Origin of the sequence: Kribbella sp. NPDC048928, assembly GCF_043197975.1 — a bacterium.
Lineage (GTDB): Bacteria > Actinomycetota > Actinomycetes > Propionibacteriales > Kribbellaceae > Kribbella.
Genome location: NZ_JBICUC010000005.1, coordinates 590,861 through 610,464 on the forward strand (window position 1 = coordinate 590,861; position 19,604 = coordinate 610,464).

At 69.5% G+C, this 19,604-nt stretch carries 19 protein-coding genes and 1 riboswitch; of the genes, 8 read left to right on the forward strand and 11 right to left on the reverse strand.

What is annotated here, in order from left to right:
* Positions 1 to 19: 19 nt before the first annotated feature.
* The 7 genes from ACGFI6_RS24930 to dop all read right to left on the reverse strand — a co-directional run bounded on the left by ACGFI6_RS24930 (position 20) and on the right by dop (position 5,545).
* On the reverse strand, positions 20 to 889 hold the full coding sequence (locus tag ACGFI6_RS24930; protein WP_393122392.1) for a bifunctional 5,10-methylenetetrahydrofolate dehydrogenase/5,10-methenyltetrahydrofolate cyclohydrolase: 870 nt from the start codon (positions 887 to 889) through the stop codon (positions 20 to 22).
* Positions 890 to 907: 18 nt separating this feature from the next.
* A riboswitch (ZMP/ZTP riboswitch) is annotated at positions 908 to 993 on the reverse strand.
* The gene (locus ACGFI6_RS24935) at positions 993 to 1,337 is read right to left on the reverse strand and encodes a hypothetical protein (RefSeq protein WP_393122394.1); all 345 of its coding nucleotides are present in this window, start codon (positions 1,335 to 1,337) and stop codon (positions 993 to 995) included. It overlaps the preceding riboswitch by 1 nt.
* Complete coding sequence (locus tag ACGFI6_RS24940) at positions 1,337 to 1,978, reverse strand: NUDIX hydrolase (protein ID WP_393122396.1); 642 nt, start codon at positions 1,976 to 1,978, stop codon at positions 1,337 to 1,339. Before ACGFI6_RS24940 ends, ACGFI6_RS24935 begins: the two co-directional genes overlap by 1 nt.
* Positions 1,975 to 2,862, reverse strand: a complete 888-nt coding sequence (gene prcA / locus ACGFI6_RS24945; protein WP_393122398.1) for a proteasome subunit alpha — start codon at positions 2,860 to 2,862, stop codon at positions 1,975 to 1,977. The genes ACGFI6_RS24940 and prcA overlap by 4 nt, the downstream gene beginning before the upstream one ends.
* A 45-nt stretch (positions 2,863 to 2,907) precedes the next feature.
* A complete protein-coding gene (gene prcB, locus ACGFI6_RS24950) occupies positions 2,908 to 3,750 on the reverse strand; it encodes a proteasome subunit beta (protein ID WP_393122400.1) in 843 nt (280 codons plus the stop codon).
* Between the two features lie 8 nt (positions 3,751 to 3,758).
* On the reverse strand, positions 3,759 to 3,968 hold the full coding sequence (locus ACGFI6_RS24955) for a ubiquitin-like protein Pup (protein ID WP_350275942.1): 210 nt from the start codon (positions 3,966 to 3,968) through the stop codon (positions 3,759 to 3,761).
* A gap of 56 nt (positions 3,969 to 4,024) precedes the next feature.
* Positions 4,025 to 5,545, reverse strand: a complete 1,521-nt coding sequence (dop, locus tag ACGFI6_RS24960) for a depupylase/deamidase Dop (RefSeq protein ID WP_393122402.1) — start codon at positions 5,543 to 5,545, stop codon at positions 4,025 to 4,027.
* A 73-nt stretch (positions 5,546 to 5,618) separates the two neighbouring features.
* On the opposite strand from dop, the gene ACGFI6_RS24965 reads away from it, so the two are divergent.
* From ACGFI6_RS24965 to ACGFI6_RS24975, 3 genes are all read left to right on the forward strand, one after another.
* Positions 5,619 to 6,857, forward strand: a complete 1,239-nt coding sequence (locus tag ACGFI6_RS24965) for a phosphotransferase (protein WP_393122404.1) — start codon at positions 5,619 to 5,621, stop codon at positions 6,855 to 6,857.
* Positions 6,858 to 6,929: 72 nt separating this feature from the next.
* A complete protein-coding gene (locus ACGFI6_RS24970) occupies positions 6,930 to 7,550 on the forward strand; it encodes an RNA polymerase sigma factor (protein WP_393122406.1) in 621 nt (206 codons plus the stop codon).
* Positions 7,547 to 8,434 (forward strand): hypothetical protein, encoded by an 888-nt coding sequence (locus tag ACGFI6_RS24975; RefSeq protein ID WP_393122408.1) that lies wholly within the window; start codon positions 7,547 to 7,549, stop codon positions 8,432 to 8,434. Before ACGFI6_RS24970 ends, ACGFI6_RS24975 begins: the two co-directional genes overlap by 4 nt.
* Here the strand turns inward: ACGFI6_RS24975 and ACGFI6_RS24980 are convergent, their stop codons facing one another.
* The 4 genes from ACGFI6_RS24980 to ACGFI6_RS24995 all read right to left on the reverse strand — a co-directional run bounded on the left by ACGFI6_RS24980 (position 8,435) and on the right by ACGFI6_RS24995 (position 12,904).
* Complete coding sequence (locus tag ACGFI6_RS24980; RefSeq protein WP_393122410.1) at positions 8,435 to 8,776, reverse strand: hypothetical protein; 342 nt, start codon at positions 8,774 to 8,776, stop codon at positions 8,435 to 8,437.
* Between the two features lie 149 nt (positions 8,777 to 8,925).
* Positions 8,926 to 10,671 carry a proteasome ATPase gene (gene arc, locus ACGFI6_RS24985; protein ID WP_393122412.1) on the reverse strand — a complete coding sequence of 582 codons (1,746 nt, stop codon included), beginning with the start codon at positions 10,669 to 10,671 and terminating at the stop codon, positions 8,926 to 8,928.
* Between the two features lie 69 nt (positions 10,672 to 10,740).
* Positions 10,741 to 11,697 (reverse strand): tRNA (adenine-N1)-methyltransferase, encoded by a 957-nt coding sequence (locus ACGFI6_RS24990; RefSeq protein ID WP_393122414.1) that lies wholly within the window; start codon positions 11,695 to 11,697, stop codon positions 10,741 to 10,743.
* 52 nt (positions 11,698 to 11,749) lie between these two features.
* Complete coding sequence (locus tag ACGFI6_RS24995; RefSeq protein WP_393122415.1) at positions 11,750 to 12,904, reverse strand: M50 family metallopeptidase; 1,155 nt, start codon at positions 12,902 to 12,904, stop codon at positions 11,750 to 11,752.
* Positions 12,905 to 13,015: 111 nt separating this feature from the next.
* Here ACGFI6_RS24995 and ACGFI6_RS25000 point away from each other — a divergent pair, with 111 nt between their 5' ends.
* The 5 genes from ACGFI6_RS25000 to glpK all read left to right on the forward strand — a co-directional run bounded on the left by ACGFI6_RS25000 (position 13,016) and on the right by glpK (position 19,601).
* Complete coding sequence (locus ACGFI6_RS25000; protein ID WP_393122417.1) at positions 13,016 to 13,903, forward strand: RecB family exonuclease; 888 nt, start codon at positions 13,016 to 13,018, stop codon at positions 13,901 to 13,903.
* 49 nt (positions 13,904 to 13,952) lie between these two features.
* Entirely contained in the window at positions 13,953 to 14,705 is a 753-nt protein-coding gene (locus ACGFI6_RS25005) for an ABC transporter ATP-binding protein (protein WP_393122419.1), read from the forward strand.
* Positions 14,705 to 17,227, forward strand: a complete 2,523-nt coding sequence (locus ACGFI6_RS25010; RefSeq protein ID WP_393122421.1) for an ABC transporter permease — start codon at positions 14,705 to 14,707, stop codon at positions 17,225 to 17,227. The genes ACGFI6_RS25005 and ACGFI6_RS25010 overlap by 1 nt, the downstream gene beginning before the upstream one ends.
* 71 nt (positions 17,228 to 17,298) lie before the next feature.
* Positions 17,299 to 18,057 carry an IclR family transcriptional regulator gene (locus tag ACGFI6_RS25015; protein ID WP_393122423.1) on the forward strand — a complete coding sequence of 253 codons (759 nt, stop codon included), beginning with the start codon at positions 17,299 to 17,301 and terminating at the stop codon, positions 18,055 to 18,057.
* 23 nt (positions 18,058 to 18,080) lie between these two features.
* Positions 18,081 to 19,601 carry a glycerol kinase GlpK gene (gene glpK, locus ACGFI6_RS25020; protein ID WP_393122425.1) on the forward strand — a complete coding sequence of 507 codons (1,521 nt, stop codon included), beginning with the start codon at positions 18,081 to 18,083 and terminating at the stop codon, positions 19,599 to 19,601.
* Positions 19,602 to 19,604 lie beyond the last annotated feature (3 nt).

Below are 19,604 nucleotides of genomic sequence, written 5' to 3' on the forward strand. Positions count from 1 at the left end.
TTGTTCGCCTGCTCCAACCCTAGTTCAGAGTAGTCAAAGAGTGGACAGCCGTCTCAGCAGCGTCGACCGTCTGCTCCAGCAGCAGTGCGATCGTCATCGGCCCGACACCGCCCGGAACCGGTGTGATCAGCCGCGCGACCTCGGCCGCCTCCTCGAAGTGCACGTCGCCGACGTTGCCCTCGTTGTACCCGGCGTCGACCACCACGGCGCCCGGCTTCAGCCAGTCACCACGGACGAAGTTCGGCTTGCCGACGGCGGCGATCACGACGTCGGCCGTGCGGACCAGGTCTGCCAGGTCGCGGGTCCTGGAGTGCGCGTACGTGACGGTCGCGTTCGATGCCAGCAGCAACATGCCGGCCGGCTTGCCGAGGATCGGGCTGCGGCCGATCACCACCGCGTGCGCGCCTTCCAGCGGCACCTCGTACGCGGCGAGCAGCCGCATGATGCCGCCCGGCGTCGCGGACTTGAAGCCGGGGTCCGCCGCGTCGTTGAGGGCCATCGCCCCGAACGAACGCAGCGTGACGCCGTCGACGTCCTTGGCCGGATCGATCGCCTCGAACGCAGCCCGCTCGTCGATCTGCGCCGGCACCGGGTGCTGCAGCAGGATCCCGTGCACCGCCGGGTCGTCGGACAGCTTCGTGATCTCGGCGACCAGCTCCTCGGTGGTCGTCTCCGCGGGCAGTACGACGCTGCGGGAGGCGATCCCGGCCTTCTTGGACCGGTTCTGCTTCATCCGTACGTACGTCGCCGACGCCGGGTCGTCCCCGACCAGTACTGTCGCGAGGCACGGCTGCACGCCGTGCTGCTCCTGCAGAGCGGCGGCCCGCTCCGCGGCCTTGGCCACCATCGCAGCAGCCAGGTCGGTCCCAACCATCAGTTCAGCAGCCATCGCGCACTCCTCCAAAGCTGTGAGTGCCCAGGCGCGCGGCGAAGCCGAGTGGCAGACCGTTCCCCGGTGGTTCGTCCACCTCAACGCCAGTCGCGGTCCACCCTCAGCCTACCGGCCCGGGATACTCACCGGAGTCGCCAGGGGTGATGGTCGTCGAGGCGCCGAGCGGCAGCGCCTCGATCCGGCGAAAGTCTCTCCGGGCAGGCACCCGGCGACCGACCGTGGTGACGCCGGTGACGAGCGCGACCAGGAACAGCATGTGCAGGGCCCACACCAGGATGTTCCGGCCCCAGGACGCGGTGGCGTCGACGCGCTCGTACCCGAGGACGCGTAGCAGGTTGTGGTGATTCTTCAGGACGTACAGGTCGAGATCGTGCAGGCGAAGGCCGTACGCAGGGACGGTCTTCGACCACGTCCGGACGTTGATCGTCTGGCTGGCTTTCACCATCAGAGCAGGCCGGCGTGGTCCAGGGCCAGGTAGGCGGCGTCGATGCCGGTCATGGCGCCGGGGGTGCGGAGCTCGGTGCGGAAGGCGTCGACGGTCAGCTCGACCGGGACGCAGTCCTCGGCCTCGTCGAGTTGCTGCTTGCCGTCGGGCCGGCAGCCGCGCGCGATCGCGACGTACTTCCGGAAGGTCGACGAGGCGCCGGACCACTGCCAGCCGACCACGTCGAGCGTCTCGCAGGTGTACCCGGTCTCCTCCTCGAGCTCCCGCGCACCGGCGACCGCCACCTCCTCGCCGGGCTCGACCAGACCGCCCGGGAGGTTCGTGACGACGCTGTCGGGGCCGGCCCGAAACATCCGGATCGTGACGATCCGCCCCTCCGGCGTCAGCGGCAGCACGGTGATGCCGGAACTGATGCCCGCCTCGGGCCCGAACACGTCCCACTCGACCTCACGGCCGTCGGGCATCCGGTACCGCCGCAGGCGCACGGTGAGGAAGCGCGAGAAGCCCGGCTCCTCCCCCAGCAGCTCCCACGGCTCCGGATCCGACGGACGAGACTCCCCCGGCAACCCCACCGAGGGCTCCGGAGACGGCTCAGCCGCCACCTTGTCGGTGACGGCTGAGGCGTCGAGCGGGTCCGTCACAGCGGACGGGTGTCGTCGGGGTCCTCCGGCGGCGCCACCGGCGCGTCGTCGTCGCCCGGCGAAGCCTCCTGGGTTCCCTCGGCCGAGTCCGACGCAGACTCCGCAGTATCCGCGGCGTCGGTAGTGGAGTCCGTGGCCTCGGCGTCGTCCCCCGACTCTCCGGCGGCCTCGGTCTCGGCCGCCGGACGGGACTCGGACAGGATGCTCGCCAGCGTCTCCTCGGAGATCCGCTTGAACTTGCGCACCTGCGAACGAGTCCGGTCCAGAACCGCCACCTCGAGCTGGTCCGGAGTCAATTCCCGGACCTCGGTGCCGTCGTGGGCGAGAGCGTCCACCGCGAGCCGGAGCGCACCGGCCAGCGAGATGCCGTCGGTGTAGTGCTCGCCGACGTACTCCGCGACGTGCTCGGCCGGGCCGCCCATCACCGCGAACCCCTGGACGTCGGCGATCGAGCCGTCGTAGGTGAGCCGGTAGATCTGGTCGTCGCTCGCCGCGGCACCGACCTCGGCGACCAGGATCTCGACCTCGAGCGGCTTCTCGCCGCCGGAGGAGAAGATCGCGCCGAGGGTCTGCGCGTACGCGTTGGCCAGCGCCCGGCCGGTGACGTCACGCCGGTCGTACGAGTAGCCGCGCATGTCGGCGAGCCGGACGCCGGCGATCCGCAGGTTCTCGAACTCGTTGTACCGGCCGACGGCGGCGAACGCCATCCGGTCGTAGATCTCGGCCACCTTGTGCAACGCGGGCGAGCGGTTCTCCGCGACGAACAGGATGCCGTCGGCATACTGCAGCGCGATCGCGCTGCGGCCCTTGGCGATGCCCTTCCGGGCGAAGTCGGCCCGGTCCCGCATCAGCTGCTCGGGCGAGACGTAGAACGGAACGCTCATCGAAGGTGTCGTCCTCTAATCAGTCGATCGGCAAGATCAAGGTGGTCAGGTCAGGGACGCCGCGGCAGGGCCGTCGGGACGCTGGTGCCGCTGGGCCCAGGCCGCGTCGACGAGCGCCGCCACCTCGTCCTCGGGCAGCCGCCGGTAGCCGTCCGCGGTGACCACGCCGACCACCGGGAAGATCCGCCGCAGCATGTCCGGCCCACCGGTCGCGGAGTCGTCGTCGGCCGCATCGATCAGGGACTGGATCGTCACCGTCACGCAGTCGGTCTCGGACAGGTCCTCGCGGTAGAGCTTCTTCAGCGCGCCGCGGGCGAACAGGGAGCCCGAGCCGACGCTGTAGAAGTGGGTCTCCTCGTACCGGCCGCCGGTCGGGTCGTAGGAGAAGATCCGGCCGCCCTTGATGTCCGGGTCGTACCCGGCGAACAGCGGCACCACGGTGAGGCCCTGCATCGCCATCGGCAGGTTGCCGCGGATCAGCGCGCTCAGCCGGTTGGCCTTGCCGTCCAGGCTCAGGGTGGCGCCCTCGAGCTTCTCGTAGTGCTCCAGCTCGACCTGGAACAGCCGCACCATTTCGATCCCGAAGCCGGCCGAGCCGGCGAAGGCGACCGCAGAGTACTCGTCGGCGGGGAACACCTTCTCGATGTCCCGCTGGGCGATGATGTTGCCCATCGTGGCCCGCCGGTCGCCGGCCATGATCACGCCACCGGGGAAGGTGGCGGCCACGATCGTCGTGCCGTGCGGGACCTCACTGGACAGGTCACCCTGCCCCAGCGACCGCCGTCCGGGCAGCAGGTCGGGCGCGTGCCCGGCCAGGAAGTCCATGAACGACGAGCCGCCTGGGGTCAGGAAGGCTTCCGGCAGCCGGCCGGAGGCATCAGATGTCATCGAGCGGTTCACTCCCCACCCTTTTGCACGAATCCGCGGACGAATTCCTCGGCGTTCTCCTCGAGGACCTCGTCGATCTCGTCCAGGATCGAGTCGACGTCCTCGTCGAGCCGCTCCTTGCGCTCGGCGACATCCTCGGACGTCTCGACCTGCTCGATCTCTTCCTCGGTCGAGGAACGCTTCGGCTGCTTGTGCTGCTGACCGCCGTCCTTCGCCATGGCACACCTCCTAGAACCGCTGGGAAGGCCGCCCAAATCGACCTTCACTAGCGACCCTACCCGGCGCCGCCCCCAGTAATGGTGCGAACCAGGTCACTGGCGGTGTCGCATTGATCAAGAAGTGCCCCGACATGGGCTTTCGTACCGCGCAGCGGGTCCAGGGTCGGGATCCGCTGCAGCGATTCCTTGCCGGGCAGATCGAAGATCACCGAGTCCCACGAGGCGGCCGCGACCTGCGGTGCGTACTGCTGCATGCAACGACCGCGGAAGTACGCCCGGGTGTCGGTCGGCGGGTGCGCGACGGCCATCCGGATCTCCTCGTCGGTGACGATCCGTTGCATCCGGCCGGACTTCACCAACTTGTAATAGAGCCCCTTGTCCGGGCGCAGGTCGGCGTACTGCAGGTCGACCAGGTGCAGCTTCGAGTCGTCCCAGTCCAGGCCGTCGCGATCGCGGTAGGACTGGAGCAGTTTGTACTTCGCGACCCAGTCCAGCTGGTCCGACAACTTCATCGGGTCCAGGGCCAGCTGGTCGAGGATCTGCTCCCAGCGGTGCAGTACGTCCTTGGTCTGCCGGTCCGCGTCGTCGCCGTACTTGTCCTCGACGTACTTGCGGGCCTGCTCCAGGTACTCCATCTGGAGCTGGACGGCGGTGAGTTTGCGCCCGTCCTTGAGCGTCAGCAGATGCGTGCAGGTCGGGTCGTGGCTGACCTCGTGCAGCGTGGAGACCGGGCGGTCCACCCCGAGGTCGTCGGTCAGCCAGCCGTCCTCGATCATCGCCAGCACGAGCGACGTGGTGCCGACCTTCAGGTACGACGAGATCTCGGACAGGTTCGCGTCGCCGATGATCACATGCAGCCGGCGGTAGCGGTCCGGGTTCGCGTGCGGCTCGTCGCGGGTGTTGATGATCGGCCGCTTCAGCGTCGTCTCCAGGCCGACCTCGACCTCGAAGTAGTCCGCGCGCTGGCTGATCTGGAACCCGTGGGTGGCGCCGTCCTGGCCGATTCCGACGCGGCCGGCGCCGGTCACCACCTGACGGCTCACGAAGAACGGCGTCAGGTGCCTCACGATCGACGCGAACGGCGTCGAGCGGCGCATCAGGTAGTTCTCGTGGGCGCCGTACGAGGCACCCTTGTTGTCGACGTTGTTCTTGTACAGGTTCAGCTGCGGGGCGCCGGGGATCAGCCGGGCCTGGCGCGCGCCCTCCATGATCACCAGCTCGCCGGCCTTGTCCCACACCACCGCGTCGCGCGGGTTCGTCACCTCGGGCGCGGAGTACTCCGGGTGGGCGTGGTCGACGTACAGCCGGGCGCCGTTGGTGAGGATCACGTTCGCCAGACCGGTCTCCTCGTCGGTGAGCTGGCTGGAGTCGGCCACCTCCCGGCTGAGGTCGAACCCGCGCGCGTCCCGTAGTGGATGCTCCTCATCGAAGTCCCACCGGGTCTTGCGCGCGAGCGGCTGCGTCTGCGCGTAGCCGTTCACCACCTGGCTCGAGGTCAGCATCGGGTTCGCCCCGGGCTGGCCCGGCACCGAGATCCCGAACTCGGTCTCGGTACCCATGATCCGCCGAACACTCATGCGGTCGAGCCTACGCGGTACCGGCGACGAAAGTGGTTGCTGTGTCCACAGGGTTACCTGCGAAACTTCCTGGATGAACCTTCCGGTGGACGAGATGGTGGCGATCCTCAGCGACGCCGGCGAGATCATCGGCGCGGCACCACGGTCGGCGATGCGGCGCGACAACCTGCGGCACTCGGCGACCGGCGTCCTCGTCCGGAATCCGGCCGGCGACATCTACGTGCACCGCCGGACGCCGGTCAAGGACGTGTACCCGAGCTACTACGACTTCACCGCGGGCGGCGTCGTGGCGGCCGGTGAGGACCCGTTCCACGCCGTCGTACGGGAGCTGGACGAGGAGCTCGGAATCGCCGGCGTGGAGCTGACACGGCTGCCCGAGGGCGACTACGCGGACGAGAACACGACGTACCACGCGTACCTCTACACGTGCGTCTGGGACGGCCCGGTGCGGCATCAGCCGGAGGAGGTCGAGTGGGGTGCCTGGATGTCGCCCGCCGAACTCGTGGCCAAGCTCGACGAGTGGCCGTTCATGCCGGACACAGTCGGCCTGCTCGGTCCGTACGTCCGCAGCCTGACGATCAACGAAGGCTGGGACAGCCACGCGTGGATCGACGGCCCGTGGATCCACCGGGCGGCGCGTCGGCCGGAGGTACGCCCACGGCTGCTCGCCGAGGCCACGCTGCTCCCCTGGCTCGCGCCACAGCTGCCACTGCCTGTACCGGTGCCCGAGCCGACTGCGGACGGCGTACGGCATCTGATGCTTCTCGGTGAACCGTTCACGGACGGCGACGAGGCGACCGGACGGGCACTCGGTACGTTCCTGAAGGCTCTCCATGCGGTCGACCCGTCGGAGGCCGTGGCTCAAGGTGCACTTGACGTTGAGACCGCGACCGCGGCGAAAACCCTCGAGCTGAACGACTTCCGGACCCGGATCGTGCCGCTGCTGCCGCCCGACAAGCACCCGGCGGCGTACGAACTGCTCGACCGCGTCGCGCGCGTCCGGACGGCACTGATCCACTGCGACTTCGGTCCGGAGCACATCCTGGTGGACAACGGCCGGATCACCGGCGTCATCGACTGGACCGACGCCGTCATCGGCGACCCGGCACTCGACCTGTGCTGGATCCTGAACGGTGCACCGCGCGCGGTCGCCGCGGGCTTCGTCGAGGTCTACGCGCCGACGCCCGAGCTGATCGACCGCGCCCAGGACTGGGCGCGGCTCTCGCCCTGGTACGGCGTGCACCGCGGACTGCGGCTGGATCTGCCGGACGACGTCGAGAACGGGCTGCGGGCCATACTGAACCAGCTCTGATGCAACCATCCGGCGCACGGCCGGTCACTACCTGATGTGAAGATCACCCTGACTGACGATACGGAGCCGTCGATGGCTGCGGGATCCCCAGGTGCAGGCCCAGCGAGCCCGGCCGGTTCCGGCTCCGACCAGGACCTGTGGGAGCGGTTGCGGAGCGGGGACCATTTCGCGCTCGGCGAGCTGTTCGACCGGTACGCCGACGACGTCCGCGCCTTCGCGTTCCGCCGTACCGCGTCCTGGAGCAGCGCCGACGATGTGGTGCAGGCGACGTTCCTGAGCACCTGGAGCCGCTTCCAGCGCAATCCACCGGGGCCGCTCACCGGACCGAGCGCTCGCGGCTGGCTGCTCGTCGTGGCCGGCAACGAGTGCCGCACCCTGTACCGGACAGCCAGCCGGCTGCGGAGCCTGCTCGACCGGCTGCCCACGCCGGCACCCGACGACGACCACGCTCCCGACGTCGCCCGCCGGCTCGACGACGAGCGGGAGATGTCGGTGATCCGGCGCGCGGTCGCGAAACTCCCCCGGCACGAACGCGAGACCCTCGAGCTCGTCGTCTGGTCCGGGCTCACGATGGCCGAGGCGGCAGATGCCCTCGGCGTACCGGTCGGCACCGTCAAGGCCCGGCTGCACCGCACCCGTCGTCGCTTCCCCGACCTGCTGACCCGGGTCGACCTCACCGAGGAGCTGTCATGAACACTCGTCTCGACCCACCGCCGGTGCGTCCGCTGACCGCCGCCGAGCGCGCCCGGCTCCGCAACCGCATCATGGACCAGACCCGCCCCGCCGTACGCCGTCCGGCACGCCGCTGGATCGCCCCGGTGGTCGGCGTCGGAGCCGTTGCCGCCGTCGTCGCCGGCACCCTCGTCGTCACGAACCAGCCCTCCGGCACTCCCGGTCCCCGTCCTGGCGTCGCGGGCACTCCGTCGGTCCAGCTCACCGGCACGCCCGAGGCCAAGACCGGCGTGGATCTCGGTCCTGCGCCGCTAGCCGACCTGACCAAGATCGTCGCTGAATGCGCCTTCCCGGACGAGGGGGGTCCCGCCGAACTTCTCTGGAGCCGTCAGGTCCGGGGCATCACCGAGGACAGCACGACGCTGGTCGCACTCGCACGGAACACGAAGGTGTCCACCGTGCAGCCCACCATTGTCCGGAGGGGTGGCAAACCAGGGCAGGGGGGCGCGCCTTCCACTGCCAAGCTCGGCTACCGGTTCTGCATGACCCGGCTCCCACCGGCCGCGAAGCTCGGCGCGATCGGCGCCGTCGGTCGGGTCGACGACAAGGCCTGGCGAACCCACCCCGGCAGTACGCGGAACCTGGTGGCGCTCGGCGGCGAGGACAGCGACTTCACCAACGACGTACGGACCCTGCAGGCGTGGATGATCTACCACGCGTCATCGACGGTCGCCACGGTCGAGGCGCGGTACGTGCTGAACGGCAAGCCCGGTCCGTGGACCAAGGGCGTCGTCGACAGCGGGTTCGCCTACACCGAGGTCCAGGCGAACGGGAAGTTCACCGTCGGCCAGCGGCTCAAGACCGAGGTCCGCGCGTTCGACGCCCAGGGCCACCAACTGCCCTGATCAGCCCCGGCGGGCCGCGGTGCGGGCGAAGTTGATGCCCACCAGGCCGCCCCAGCAGACGATCACACCGACGAGGCCGAGCATGTTCGCCGCGATCGCGGTGATCGGGATCGCGACGACGATCGAGACGATCGCCAGCGCCAGACCGCCCGGGTCGGTCTCCCGGCTCGGGTGTTTCGGGGGCCGGGCCGGCTCGGGCAGCATCCCGGTCCGCCGGTGCAGATCCCGGGCGTCGAGCTTCTCCAGGAAGCCGTCGATGATCTCGTTCTCGTACTCCGGGCCCAGCTCCTGCCGGGCCGCCACCGCCGCGCGCAGGTCTTTCCGCACCTCGTCCGTCGCCATACCAGCAAGGTATGTCCGCAGGTACGGCTCGCCAATCAGGGAAACCCCCCGATCGATCCGGGGGTTTTCTCTACCCCTCAGGGCCCTGACCCCGTACGTAGATCGCCCCCGGACCGCGAACGGTCCGGGGGCGATCTGCGTACTGCGAGCTACAGGTACTGACCGGTGTTGGTCGCGGTGTCGATCGACCGGCCCGGCTCGGTGCCCTGCTTGCCGGAGATGAGCGTCCGGATGTAGACGATCCGCTCGCCCTTCTTGCCGGAGATGCGGGCCCAGTCGTCCGGGTTGGTGGTGTTCGGGAGGTCTTCGTTCTCCTTGAACTCGTCCACACAGGCCTGCAGCAGGTGCTGCACGCGCAGACCCTTCTGGTCCTCGTCGAGGAAGGCCTTGATCGCCATCTTCTTCGCCCGGTCGACGATGTTCTGGATCATCGCGCCCGAGTTGAAGTCCTTGAAGTACAGGACCTCCTTGTCACCGTTGGCGTAGGTGACCTCGAGGAAGCGGTTCTCGTCGGCCTCGGTGTACATCCGCTCGACCGTGCGCTGGATCATCGCGTCGACGCAGGCCTGCTTGTCGCCGCCGAACTCGCCGAGGTCGTCGGCGTGCAGCGGCAGCGAGCTGGTCAGGTACTTCGAGAAGATGTCCCGCGCGGACTCGGCGTCCGGGCGCTCGATCTTGATCTTCACGTCCAGCCGGCCGGGCCGCAGGATCGCCGGGTCGATCATGTCCTCACGGTTCGAGGCACCGATGACCAGGACGTTCTCGAGGCCTTCGACGCCGTCGATCTCGCTCAGCAGCTGCGGAACGATCGTGTTCTCGACGTCGGAGGAGACACCCGAACCACGGGTCCGGAACAGCGAGTCCATCTCGTCGAAGAACACGATCACCGGCATCCCCTCGGACGCCTTCTCGCGGGCCCGCTGGAAGACCAGGCGGATGTGCCGCTCGGTTTCGCCGACGTACTTGTTGAGCAGCTCGGGACCCTTGATGTTCAGGAAGAACGACTTCTGCTCCGCGACCCCGGTCCGCTCGGCGACCTTCTTGGCCAGCGAGTTGGCCACCGCCTTCGCGATCAGGGTCTTGCCGCAGCCGGGCGGGCCGTAGAGCAGCACGCCCTTCGGCGGCTTCAGCTCGTGCTCCAGGAACAGGTCCTTGTGCAGGTACGGCAGCTCGACGGCGTCCCGGATCTGCTCGATCTGGCCGGCCAGACCACCGATCTGGGTGTAGTCGATGTCCGGGACCTCTTCGAGCACCAGCTCCTCGACCTCGGACTTCGGGATCTTCTCGTAGACGTAGCCGGAGCGGGGCTCCAGCAGCAGCGAGTCGCCGGAGCGCAGCGGCACGTCGAGCAGCGGCGAGGCGAGCCGCACCACGCGCTCCTCGTCGGCCTGCGCGATCACCAGCGCCCGCTCACCGTCGGCGAGCAGTTCCTTGAGCATCACCACGTCACCGACGACCTCGTACGCGCAGGCCTCGACCACGTTGAGCGCTTCGTTCAGCATCAGTTCCTGGCCGAGCCGGAGCTCGTCCAGGTCCACCGACGGGCTCGCCGCGACCCGGAGTTTCCGGCCGCCGGTGAACACGTCGAGCGTGTCGTCTTCGTTCCGTCCGAGGAAGGTGCCGAATCCGGACGGCGGTTGCGCCAGCCGGTCGACTTCCTCCTTCAGGGCGATGATCTTCTCTCGCGCCTCCCGCAGCGTGTCCGCCAGCCGCTCGTTCTGAGCGGTGACACTCGCCAAGGAGGCCTGGGTTTCGGACAGCCTGCTCTCGAGCGACCGGCTGTCTGCCGGGTGCTCGAGCAGCCGACGTCGCAACGCCGCGACTTCGGCCTCCAGGTACCGGACCTGGTTACGCAGTTCTGCCGCGGTAGGACTCTCGTCTCCAGCCACGATCATCACCTCACCATGTGGGGCTCGACCCTATGGACCTTACCCAGAAAACCTCGCCGGGCAAGCTGAATCCCATCACGTGTCGGTTGCGGATGACTCAGTTGCCGTCGGCATGTCGCCGGAAGTTTCGGCACGCCGCGGCCCCAGGTAATCGTCGCCGTACGCACCGGGTGCCGGACGGCGCTTCTTCCGCGGGGCCTGGACCCCGTGCGCCATCCGTCGGGCAGTGACCAAGAAGGCCGTGTGCCCCTGCATCCGGTGCCCCGGACGAACGGCCAGGCCTTCTACATGCCAGTCTCGCACGAGGGACTCCCACGCGCGCGGCTCGGTGAATTCGCCGTGCGCCCTGAGCGTCTCCACAAACCGGCTCAGCTGGGTCGTAGTGGCCACGTACGCGCAGAACACCCCACCCGGCGACAGGGCCTCCGCAACGACGTCCACGCACTCCCAGGGGGCGAGCATGTCCAGTACAACGCGATCGACGTCCTGCTCGTCGAGCTTCTCGACCAGGTCCCCGACCTCGAGCCGCCAGGCCGGGTGCTCGCCGCCGAAGAAGTCCGTGACGTTCTTGTGCGCGACCTTGGCGAAGTCGTCGCGGCGCTCGAACGAGATCACCTGTCCGTGGATCCCGACCGCCCGCAGCAGCGCGGTGGTCAGCGCACCGGAGCCGGCGCCCGCCTCGACCACCTTCGCGCCCGGGAAGATGTCGGCCATCGTGACGATCTGCGCGGTGTCCTTCGGATAGATCACCGCGGCGCCGCGGGGCATCGAGACCGAGTAGTCGGCCATCAGCGGCCGCAGCGCCAGGTACTCGACGTTGCCCTTGGAGCGGATCGTGACCGCGTCCGGGCCGTCGATCAGGTCGTCGTGCGCGATCCCGCCCTTGGTGGTGTGGAACACCTTGCCGCGCTCCAGCTTCACCGAGTGCCGGCGGCCCTTCGAGTCCTGCAGGGTGATCCACTCGCCCTCCTGCAGCGGTCCGTGATGGACGCCGGAGAACGCCTGGTCGGGAAAGTCGCGCAAGTCAGCCATAAGGCGCTCACCTTAACTTTCGGTCACCGGAACCCGATAATCAGCGGGCGTCTCAGCGGGACCGGAAGGCGCGTTCCACGTCGGCGGTCGCGAGGACGCCGTAGACGCTGCCGTCCGCGTCCAGCACCAGGTACTCCGAGGAGGGTTGTTCACGCAACGTGGCGAGGATCTCCTCGCCGGTGTCGTTGACGCCGATGATGTGGCCCGCGCCGATCCTGGTCGACACCTCGCTGACCGTCGTCCATGGCCGCTGGTTCGGCGCCACGGCGGCGACCGCCGACTCCGAGACCAGCGCGTGCGGCTTCCCGTCGCCGTCGATCACCACCACCGCGCCCGCCTGCGACTGGCCGGCCAGTCGGACCGCCTCCGAGATCGGCGTACCGGAATGGACGGCGACCGCGCGCCGGGCCAGCGTCCGGACCTGCAGCGTGGGCAGCTTGCGCCGCAGCCGTGCCTGCATCAGCGACGCGGTCGAGCCGGACCAGAGGAAGAAGCCGACGAGCAGCGCGATGCCGAAGTCGATGATCGACGGCTGCCAGCCGAAGACCTGCTCGGCCAGCACCGGCACGGCCAGCACCAGCATCGCCAGGACCCGTCCGGCCCAGGCGGCCGCGATCGTGCCGGTGTGCATGTTGCCGGTGAACTTCCAGACGATCGCCCGCAGCACCCAGCCGCCGTCGAGCGGCAGGCCGGGCAGCAGGTTGGTGACGCCGACGATCAGGTTCGCGAGGCCGAGTTCCAGCAGCGCGACGTACGCGACGCCCTCGTCGAACGCGCGGGACCCGAGGTACGCCAGGCCGCCGACGATCAGGGACGCGACCGGGCCGACCACCGAGACCGCGAACTCCTCGAGCGGCGACTTCCGCTCGCCCTCGATGTGGGTTCCGGCCGCGAAGAACCCGAGGTTGATCTCCGAGACGCCGATCCCGAACCGCAGCGCCATCAGTGCGTGCGCCAGCTCGTGGATCAGGATCGACACCGTGAACGCGACCACGAACGCGAACGCCGCGACGTACCGCCAGCTGCCGAGCTCGGGGAACTGCTGCCCGAGGATCGTCGCGAAACCGAGCGCCAGCAGCATCGCCACCGGCAGCCAGGTGAACCGCATCGTCAGGCGGATCCCGCGGACGCGACCGAGCACCCACGTTCCCGGCGGCGGCGGAGCGGCCGGCTGGGCGGGATTCTGGGGGTCACGCGAGTCAGCCATCAAGCCAACGCTACTGGGCAGAGGGTAACGCGGTGCTACGTACCCTGGTTTTCCACAGGCTGCGGGGTGGGGCCGCGCGAACTGTCGGTGGTTGTGCCTAGGGTCGTAGGTATGAGCGTTGCCGCCGCCGCAGAAGTGGATCCGCACCCGCGGGGTGCCCTGTCGCCCTCCCGAGCTGCGGACTTCATGAGCTGCCCGCTGAAGTACCGGTTCCGGGTGGTCGACCGGCTGCCGGAGAAGCCGTCCCCGGCCGCTGTCCGCGGGACGGTGGTGCACGCGGTGCTGGAGCGGTTGTTCGACCTGCCCCGCGGGCAGCGGACGCTGGAGCAGGCCGCGGAGATGCTCGAGCCGCAGTGGCAGCGGCTGCTCGAGGAGGAGCCCGAGGTCGGCGAGCTGTTCGCGGAGGACGCGAGCGGCGACGAGCTGGCCAAGTGGCTCGCCGAGGCCCACCAACTGCTCGGGAAGTACTTCACCCTCGAGGACCCGAACGCGTTGGAGCCCGCCGAGCGCGAGCTGTACGTCGAGACCGCGCTGGACTCCGGCCTGGTCCTGCGTGGGTACGTCGACCGCCTCGACGTCGCGCCGACCGGCGAGATCCGCGTGGTCGACTACAAGACCGGGCGCTCGCCCTCGGAGTTCTTCGAGGCGAAGGCACTGTTCCAGATGAAGTTCTACGCGCTCGTCCTGTGGAAGCTGCGCGGCGTGGTGCCGGCGATGCTCCAACTGGTGTACCTCGGCAACGGCGAGATCGTGCGGTACGTTCCGGACGAGGCCGATCTGCGCGCCTGCGAGCGCAAGGTGTCGGCGCTCTGGATCGCGATCACCCGGGCGCTCGACTCCGGTGACTGGCGGCCGAGCCCGGGCCCGCTCTGCGACTGGTGCGACCACAAGGCGATCTGTCCCGCCTGGGGTGGCACGCCGCCGCCGCTGCCGACCCGTTCGGTGGCGGAGGTCGCCGCCGAGTCGGCCGGCATCGACCTGATCACGGTCGACGGCTAGCTCGTACCTGTCCCCCGCGGAGGAACCGTCGGTAGGTACGGTTCGTCGCATGAGTGTGGGCGATGCGGCAGTTCGGGCGGTCGAGGTCTGGAAGCGGTACGGCAGCGGCTCGACGCAGGTCGACGCACTGGCCGGTGTCAGCGCTGACTTCGGGAAGGGCCGCTTCACCGCGATCATGGGCCCGTCCGGGTCCGGCAAGTCCACGTTGCTGCACTGCCTGGCGGGGCTCGACCAGCCGTCCGAGGGGAAGGTGCTGCTCGGCGACGTCGACGTGACGACCCTCCCGGAACGCGAGCTCACGCACCTGCGCCGCGACCGGATCGGTTTCGTGTTCCAGGCGTTCAACCTGGTCCCGACGCTGTCCGCGCTGGAGAACATCACGCTCCCCCTCGACCTCGCCGGCCGCAAACCGGATCCGGACTGGCTGGCCACGGTCGTCGACGCGATCGGGCTCTCGGATCGTCTGGGCCACCGGCCGTCGCAGCTGTCCGGTGGCCAGCAGCAGCGGGTCGCCTGCGCCCGCGCACTGGTGTCGCGCCCGGACGTCGTGTTCGCCGACGAGCCGACCGGCAACCTGGACTCCCGCTCGTCCACTGACGTCCTCAACTTCCTGCATCGCTCCGTTCGGGACTTCCACCAGACCGTCGTCATGGTTACCCACGATCCGACCGCGGCGTCGTACGCGGACCGCGTCCTGTTCCTCGCCGACGGCGAGCTGCAGTCCGAGCTCCTGGACCCGACGGCCGACTCCGTTCTGGACCGGATGAAGCAGCTGGATCCGGCCGGCGAGCTGGCCGGCTGATGTTCAAGCTCGGCCTCCGCTCGGTGCTCGCGCACCGGCTGCGCTTCGTGCTGTGCACGGTCGCCGTCACGCTCGGCGTCGCGTTCGCCGGCGGCGCGATGGTGTTCACCGACTCGTTGTCCACCGCCCTGAAGAAGAACTTCGAGGTCAGTACGGCCGACATCACGGTCACGCCGACGTCACCGATCAAGGCCACCAACGACGCGCCGGCGACCTTCCAGAACGGGCTCGCCGACCAGATCGCCGCCCTACCGGGTGTCGCCGAGGCCGTACCGCAGCTGCTGGTGGGTGACCTCCAGGTCCTCGACCCGGCCGGCAAAGAGGTCGAGAACTACGGCCTGACCACGTTCGGCGCCGCCTGGCCGCGGGTCGTCGACGGTGCTCCGTTCCGAGTGCTCGCCGGCACCGCGCCGTGGGGCGACCAGCAGCTCGCGCTCGACCAGTCGACCGCCTCGCGGGCCGGCTACAGCATCGGCGACAAGGTCCGGATCGTGACCCCGACCCAGGCGGTCACGGCGACCCTCACCGCGATCACGACGCCGGCCGCGGCCGGGCCTGCGGCCGGCGCACCGCTGGTCAGCTTCGACGGCGCGACCGCGCAGCGCCTGCTGCTCGGCAAGGCGGGCTGGACATCGATCACCGTCGCGCTCAAGCCCGGCTCGGATCCGGAGGCAGTCGGTCAGGCGATCGGCGGCGTCCTCGGCGACTCGGTCAAGGTCCGGACCGCGAAGCAGGTCGCGTCGGACGGCAAGCGCGACCTCGACAGCACCTTCGGTGGCTTCAGCCTGGTCCTGGCGCTGTTCGGCGGGCTGGCGTTGTTCGTCGGTACGTTCCTGATCGTCAACACGTTCGCGATGGTCGTTGCCCAGCGCGGCAAGGAGCTCGCGATGCTGCGGGCGATCGGCGCGTCCCGCGGCCAGATCACCCGGACGATCCTCACCGAGAGCGTCATCATCGGCTTCATCGGCTCGACGCTCGGGCTGCTGATCGGGATCGGGGTGGCGGCCGGCGTCCGAGGCATCTACCAGAAGCTCAATCTGCGCATCCCGACGGCCGGCCTGGAGGTCAGCGCGGGCACGATCATCGCGTGCTACGTGATCGGCATCGGGGTCACGGTCGCGGCCGCCGCGCCGGCCGCCCGCCGGGCCGGGAAGCTGCCGCCGATCGCCGCGATGCGCGACGACGTACAGGTCCCGGAGCGCTCGCTGCTCGTCCGTGGGCTGATCGGCGGCTTCATGCTGCTGATGACGCTGATGTTCGTCGCGATCGGCCTGGCTGCTGGTGACCTGCCCGGTGCGGTGCTGATCGCCATGGGAGCCGGTCTCGCCGTCCTCGCCCTGGTGATGCTCAGCCCGCTCCTGAGCCGGTACGTGGTGCGCGTCCTGATGTTCCCGTTCGGGCGCCGGGCACCGGTCACACTCGGTCGCCGCAACGCCGAGCGGAACCCGCGCCGTACGTCGGCGACCGCCTCGGCACTGATGATCTCGGTCTCGCTGATCTCGGGCCTGATGGTGATCAGCGCGTCGGCGAAGGCGTCGATCAACCAGTCCATCCTGGAGGCGCTCGGGACCTCGGATCTGGTCGTCACCAACAACGGCACGCCGAACTTCAGCACCCAGGCCGGTGACCGGACCGCCAAGGTGGCGGGCGTCGAGTCCGTGCACCGGGTGCGGCAGGAGACCGGCGAGGTCGGCGCCACAGACGTCAAGGTCAGCGGTGTCAGTGACGGCACCCTTGACGGCCCGATCGTCACCAAGTTCGACAGCGGGTCGGCGTCGGCGCTCGCCGCCGGCCAGGCGATCCTCCCCCGCAACCTCGCCAAGACCCTGAAGCTGACGGTCGGCAAGAGCTTCGACCTGAAGACCACGAGCGGCACCCACCGGCTGGCCGTCGGCGGCATCCTCGCCCCGAACCGGCAGCTGAACGCCGTCGTCCTGTCGCTGGCGACGTACGAGAAACTCGGCGGCCCACCGACCGACAACCTGCTGTACGTGGACGTTGCCCAAGGCAATCAGCTCGGGCCGGTCCGGGCCGCGGTGCTGGCGCAGCTGACCAAGGACTACCCGTCGCTGCAGGTCCGCGACCAGAAGGCGTACGCGGCCGGCGCCATGCAGCCGGTGGACGCGGTCCTCGCCGCGGTCGGGTTCCTGCTCACGATGGCGATCCTGATCGCGCTGCTCGGGATCGTGAACACGCTCGCGCTCGGTGTGGTCGAGCGCACCCGGGAGATCGGGCTGCTGCGGGCGATCGGGCTGGACCACCGGCAACTGCGGCGGATGCTGCGGGTCGAGTCGGTCGCGATCACGTTGTTCGGTGCGCTGCTCGGGCTGCTGATCGGGATCGTGTTCGGGGTCGCGATCCAGGCGTCGATGGCCGACAGCGGGCTCGCGGTCCGCGAGGTTCCGATCCGGCAGCTCTCGCTCGCGGTGATCGTCTCGATCGTGTTCGCAGTACTGGCTGCAGTCTGGCCGTCACGGCGTGCGGCGCGGTTGAACGTGTTGCGGGCCATCGCCTCGGAGTGACCTGCCCTGGGACGACACGGAGTGTCTTGTGAGGTGGAGCCAGACCAGTGATTCACAGGTAGCCTGCGGGTGTGCCGGGGACCGTGCAGTCGATCGAGCGGGCTGCGGCGGTGCTGCGACTGCTCGCCGCCGCGCCTGACGGGCTCGGGGTCGCCGACGTCGCGAACGCGCTCGGTCTGGCGAAGCCGACCGTGCACGGGATCCTGCGGACACTGCATCAGGTCGGCTTCGTCGATCAGGGGCACAGCGGCGCGCACTACTACCTGAGCGACGCGTTCGGCCGGCTCGGCGAGAGCTACCTGGATCCGAACGAACTCCGCAGCCGCGCGATCAACTGGGCCGACTCGCTCGCCTCCCGCAGCGGCGAGGTGGTCCGGGTCGGGCGGCTCGTCGACGGGAAGGTTGTGGTCGTGCACCACGTCTTCCGGCCCGACGACAGCGACCAGGACCTCGACGTCGGTACGACGCTGCCGCCGCACGCGACCGCGCTCGGCAAGGCCGTACTGGCGTTCGATGCCAGCGGCGCCACGCGGCCGCGGAAGCTGGAGGCGTTCACCACCCGGACGATCACCGACCCGGTTCGCCTGGGTGAGGAGCTCGCGGCCGTCCGGGCGCGCGGCTGGGCGACCGAGTTCGAGGAGCACACCGTCGAGGTGGCGAGTATCGCGGCGCCGATCCGCGGCCTCGGCGGGCTGGTCGTCGGCGCCGTCGGCCTGGCCGGCCGGATCGAACGCATCTGCGACAGTCGGCTGCGGCACCGCGCCGACCTCGTCACGATGGTCCGCGCCACCGCCGAAGCCATCGCCCGAGACCTCCGGAACGACACATGAGCCGGGTGATTGGGGGGTGAAGGATGGCTGAGCAATATGTGGCTGCGGTGGATCAGGGGACGAACTCGAGCCGGTGCATCCTGTTCGACCGGCGTGGGCGGTTGGTGTCGGTGGCACAGCGGGAGCATCGGCAGTTGTTCCCGCGGCCGGGGTGGGTGGAGCACGACGCCGAGGAGATCTGGCGGAACGTGGCCCGGGTGGTGCCGGCGGCGATCCGGCAGATCGGGGCCGAGCCGTCGCAGGTCGTTGCCATCGGCATCACCAACCAGCGGGAGACGAGTCTGCTCTGGGACCGCGTCACCGGCCGGCCGATCGGGCACGCGGTGGTCTGGCAGGACACTCGTACCGACCGGCTCGTCACCGAACTCGCGGGCGACGAGGGCCCGGACCGGTTCGCGGATCTCTGCGGTCTGCCGCTGACGACGTACTTCTCCGCGCCGCGGATCCGCTGGATGCTCGACCACACGCCCGGGCTGCGGCAGCGGGCCGAGCGCGGCGAGATCCTGTTCGGCACCATGGAGACCTGGCTGATCTGGAACTTCACCGGCGGCCAGAACGGGACCGGCCTGCACGTCACCGACGTGACGAACGCCAGCCGCACGATGCTGATGAACATCGAGACGCTGGGCTGGGACGACGAACTGCTCGCGGCCTTCGACGTGCCGCGGGCGATCCTGCCCGAGATCCGCCCGTCGTCGGGCGTCTTCGGGACCGCGACCGAGGTACTGCCCGGGGTCCGGATCGGCGCGGCGCTCGGGGATCAGCAGGCCGCGCTGTTCGGGCAGACGTGCTTCAGCGCGGGCGAGGCGAAGTGTACGTACGGTACGGGCTCGTTCCTGCTGATGAACACCGGGCACGAGATCGTCCGGTCCAAGCACGGGATGCTCACGACGGTGGCGTACCAGATCGGCGACCATCCGGCGTCGTACGCACTCGAAGGCTCGATGGCGGTCACCGGTTCGCTCGTGCAGTGGTTCCGCGACGGGCTCGGGATGATCCACACCGCGGCCGAGATCGAGACGCTCGCGCGGACCGTCGAGGACAACGGCGGCGCGTACATCGTGCCGGCGTTCTCCGGGCTGTTCGCACCACATTGGCGCAGTGAGGCGCGGGGTGTGATCGCCGGGCTGACCGGCTACATCACCAAGGGCCACCTGGCCCGGGCCGTACTCGAGGCGACCGGGTTCCAGACGCTCGAGGTCGTCGACGCGATGAACGCCGACTCCGGGATCGCGCTGACGGCGCTGAAGGTCGACGGCGGGATGACGGCCAACAACCTGCTGATGCAGTTCCTCGCCGACCTGCTGGACGTCCGCGTCGTGCGGCCGATGGTGACCGAGACCGTCTCACTCGGTGCCGCGTACGCCGCGGGTCTCGCCGTCGGGTACTGGCCGGACCTCGAGGGCCTGCGCAGCAACTGGCACCGCGCCGGTCAGTGGGTGCCGCACATGGATCCGGCGCGGCGCACCAGGGAGTACGCCAACTGGCAGTCCGCCGTCCAACGCACCTTCAACTGGATCCGCCCGGAGGACCAGGAGCCGTAACGG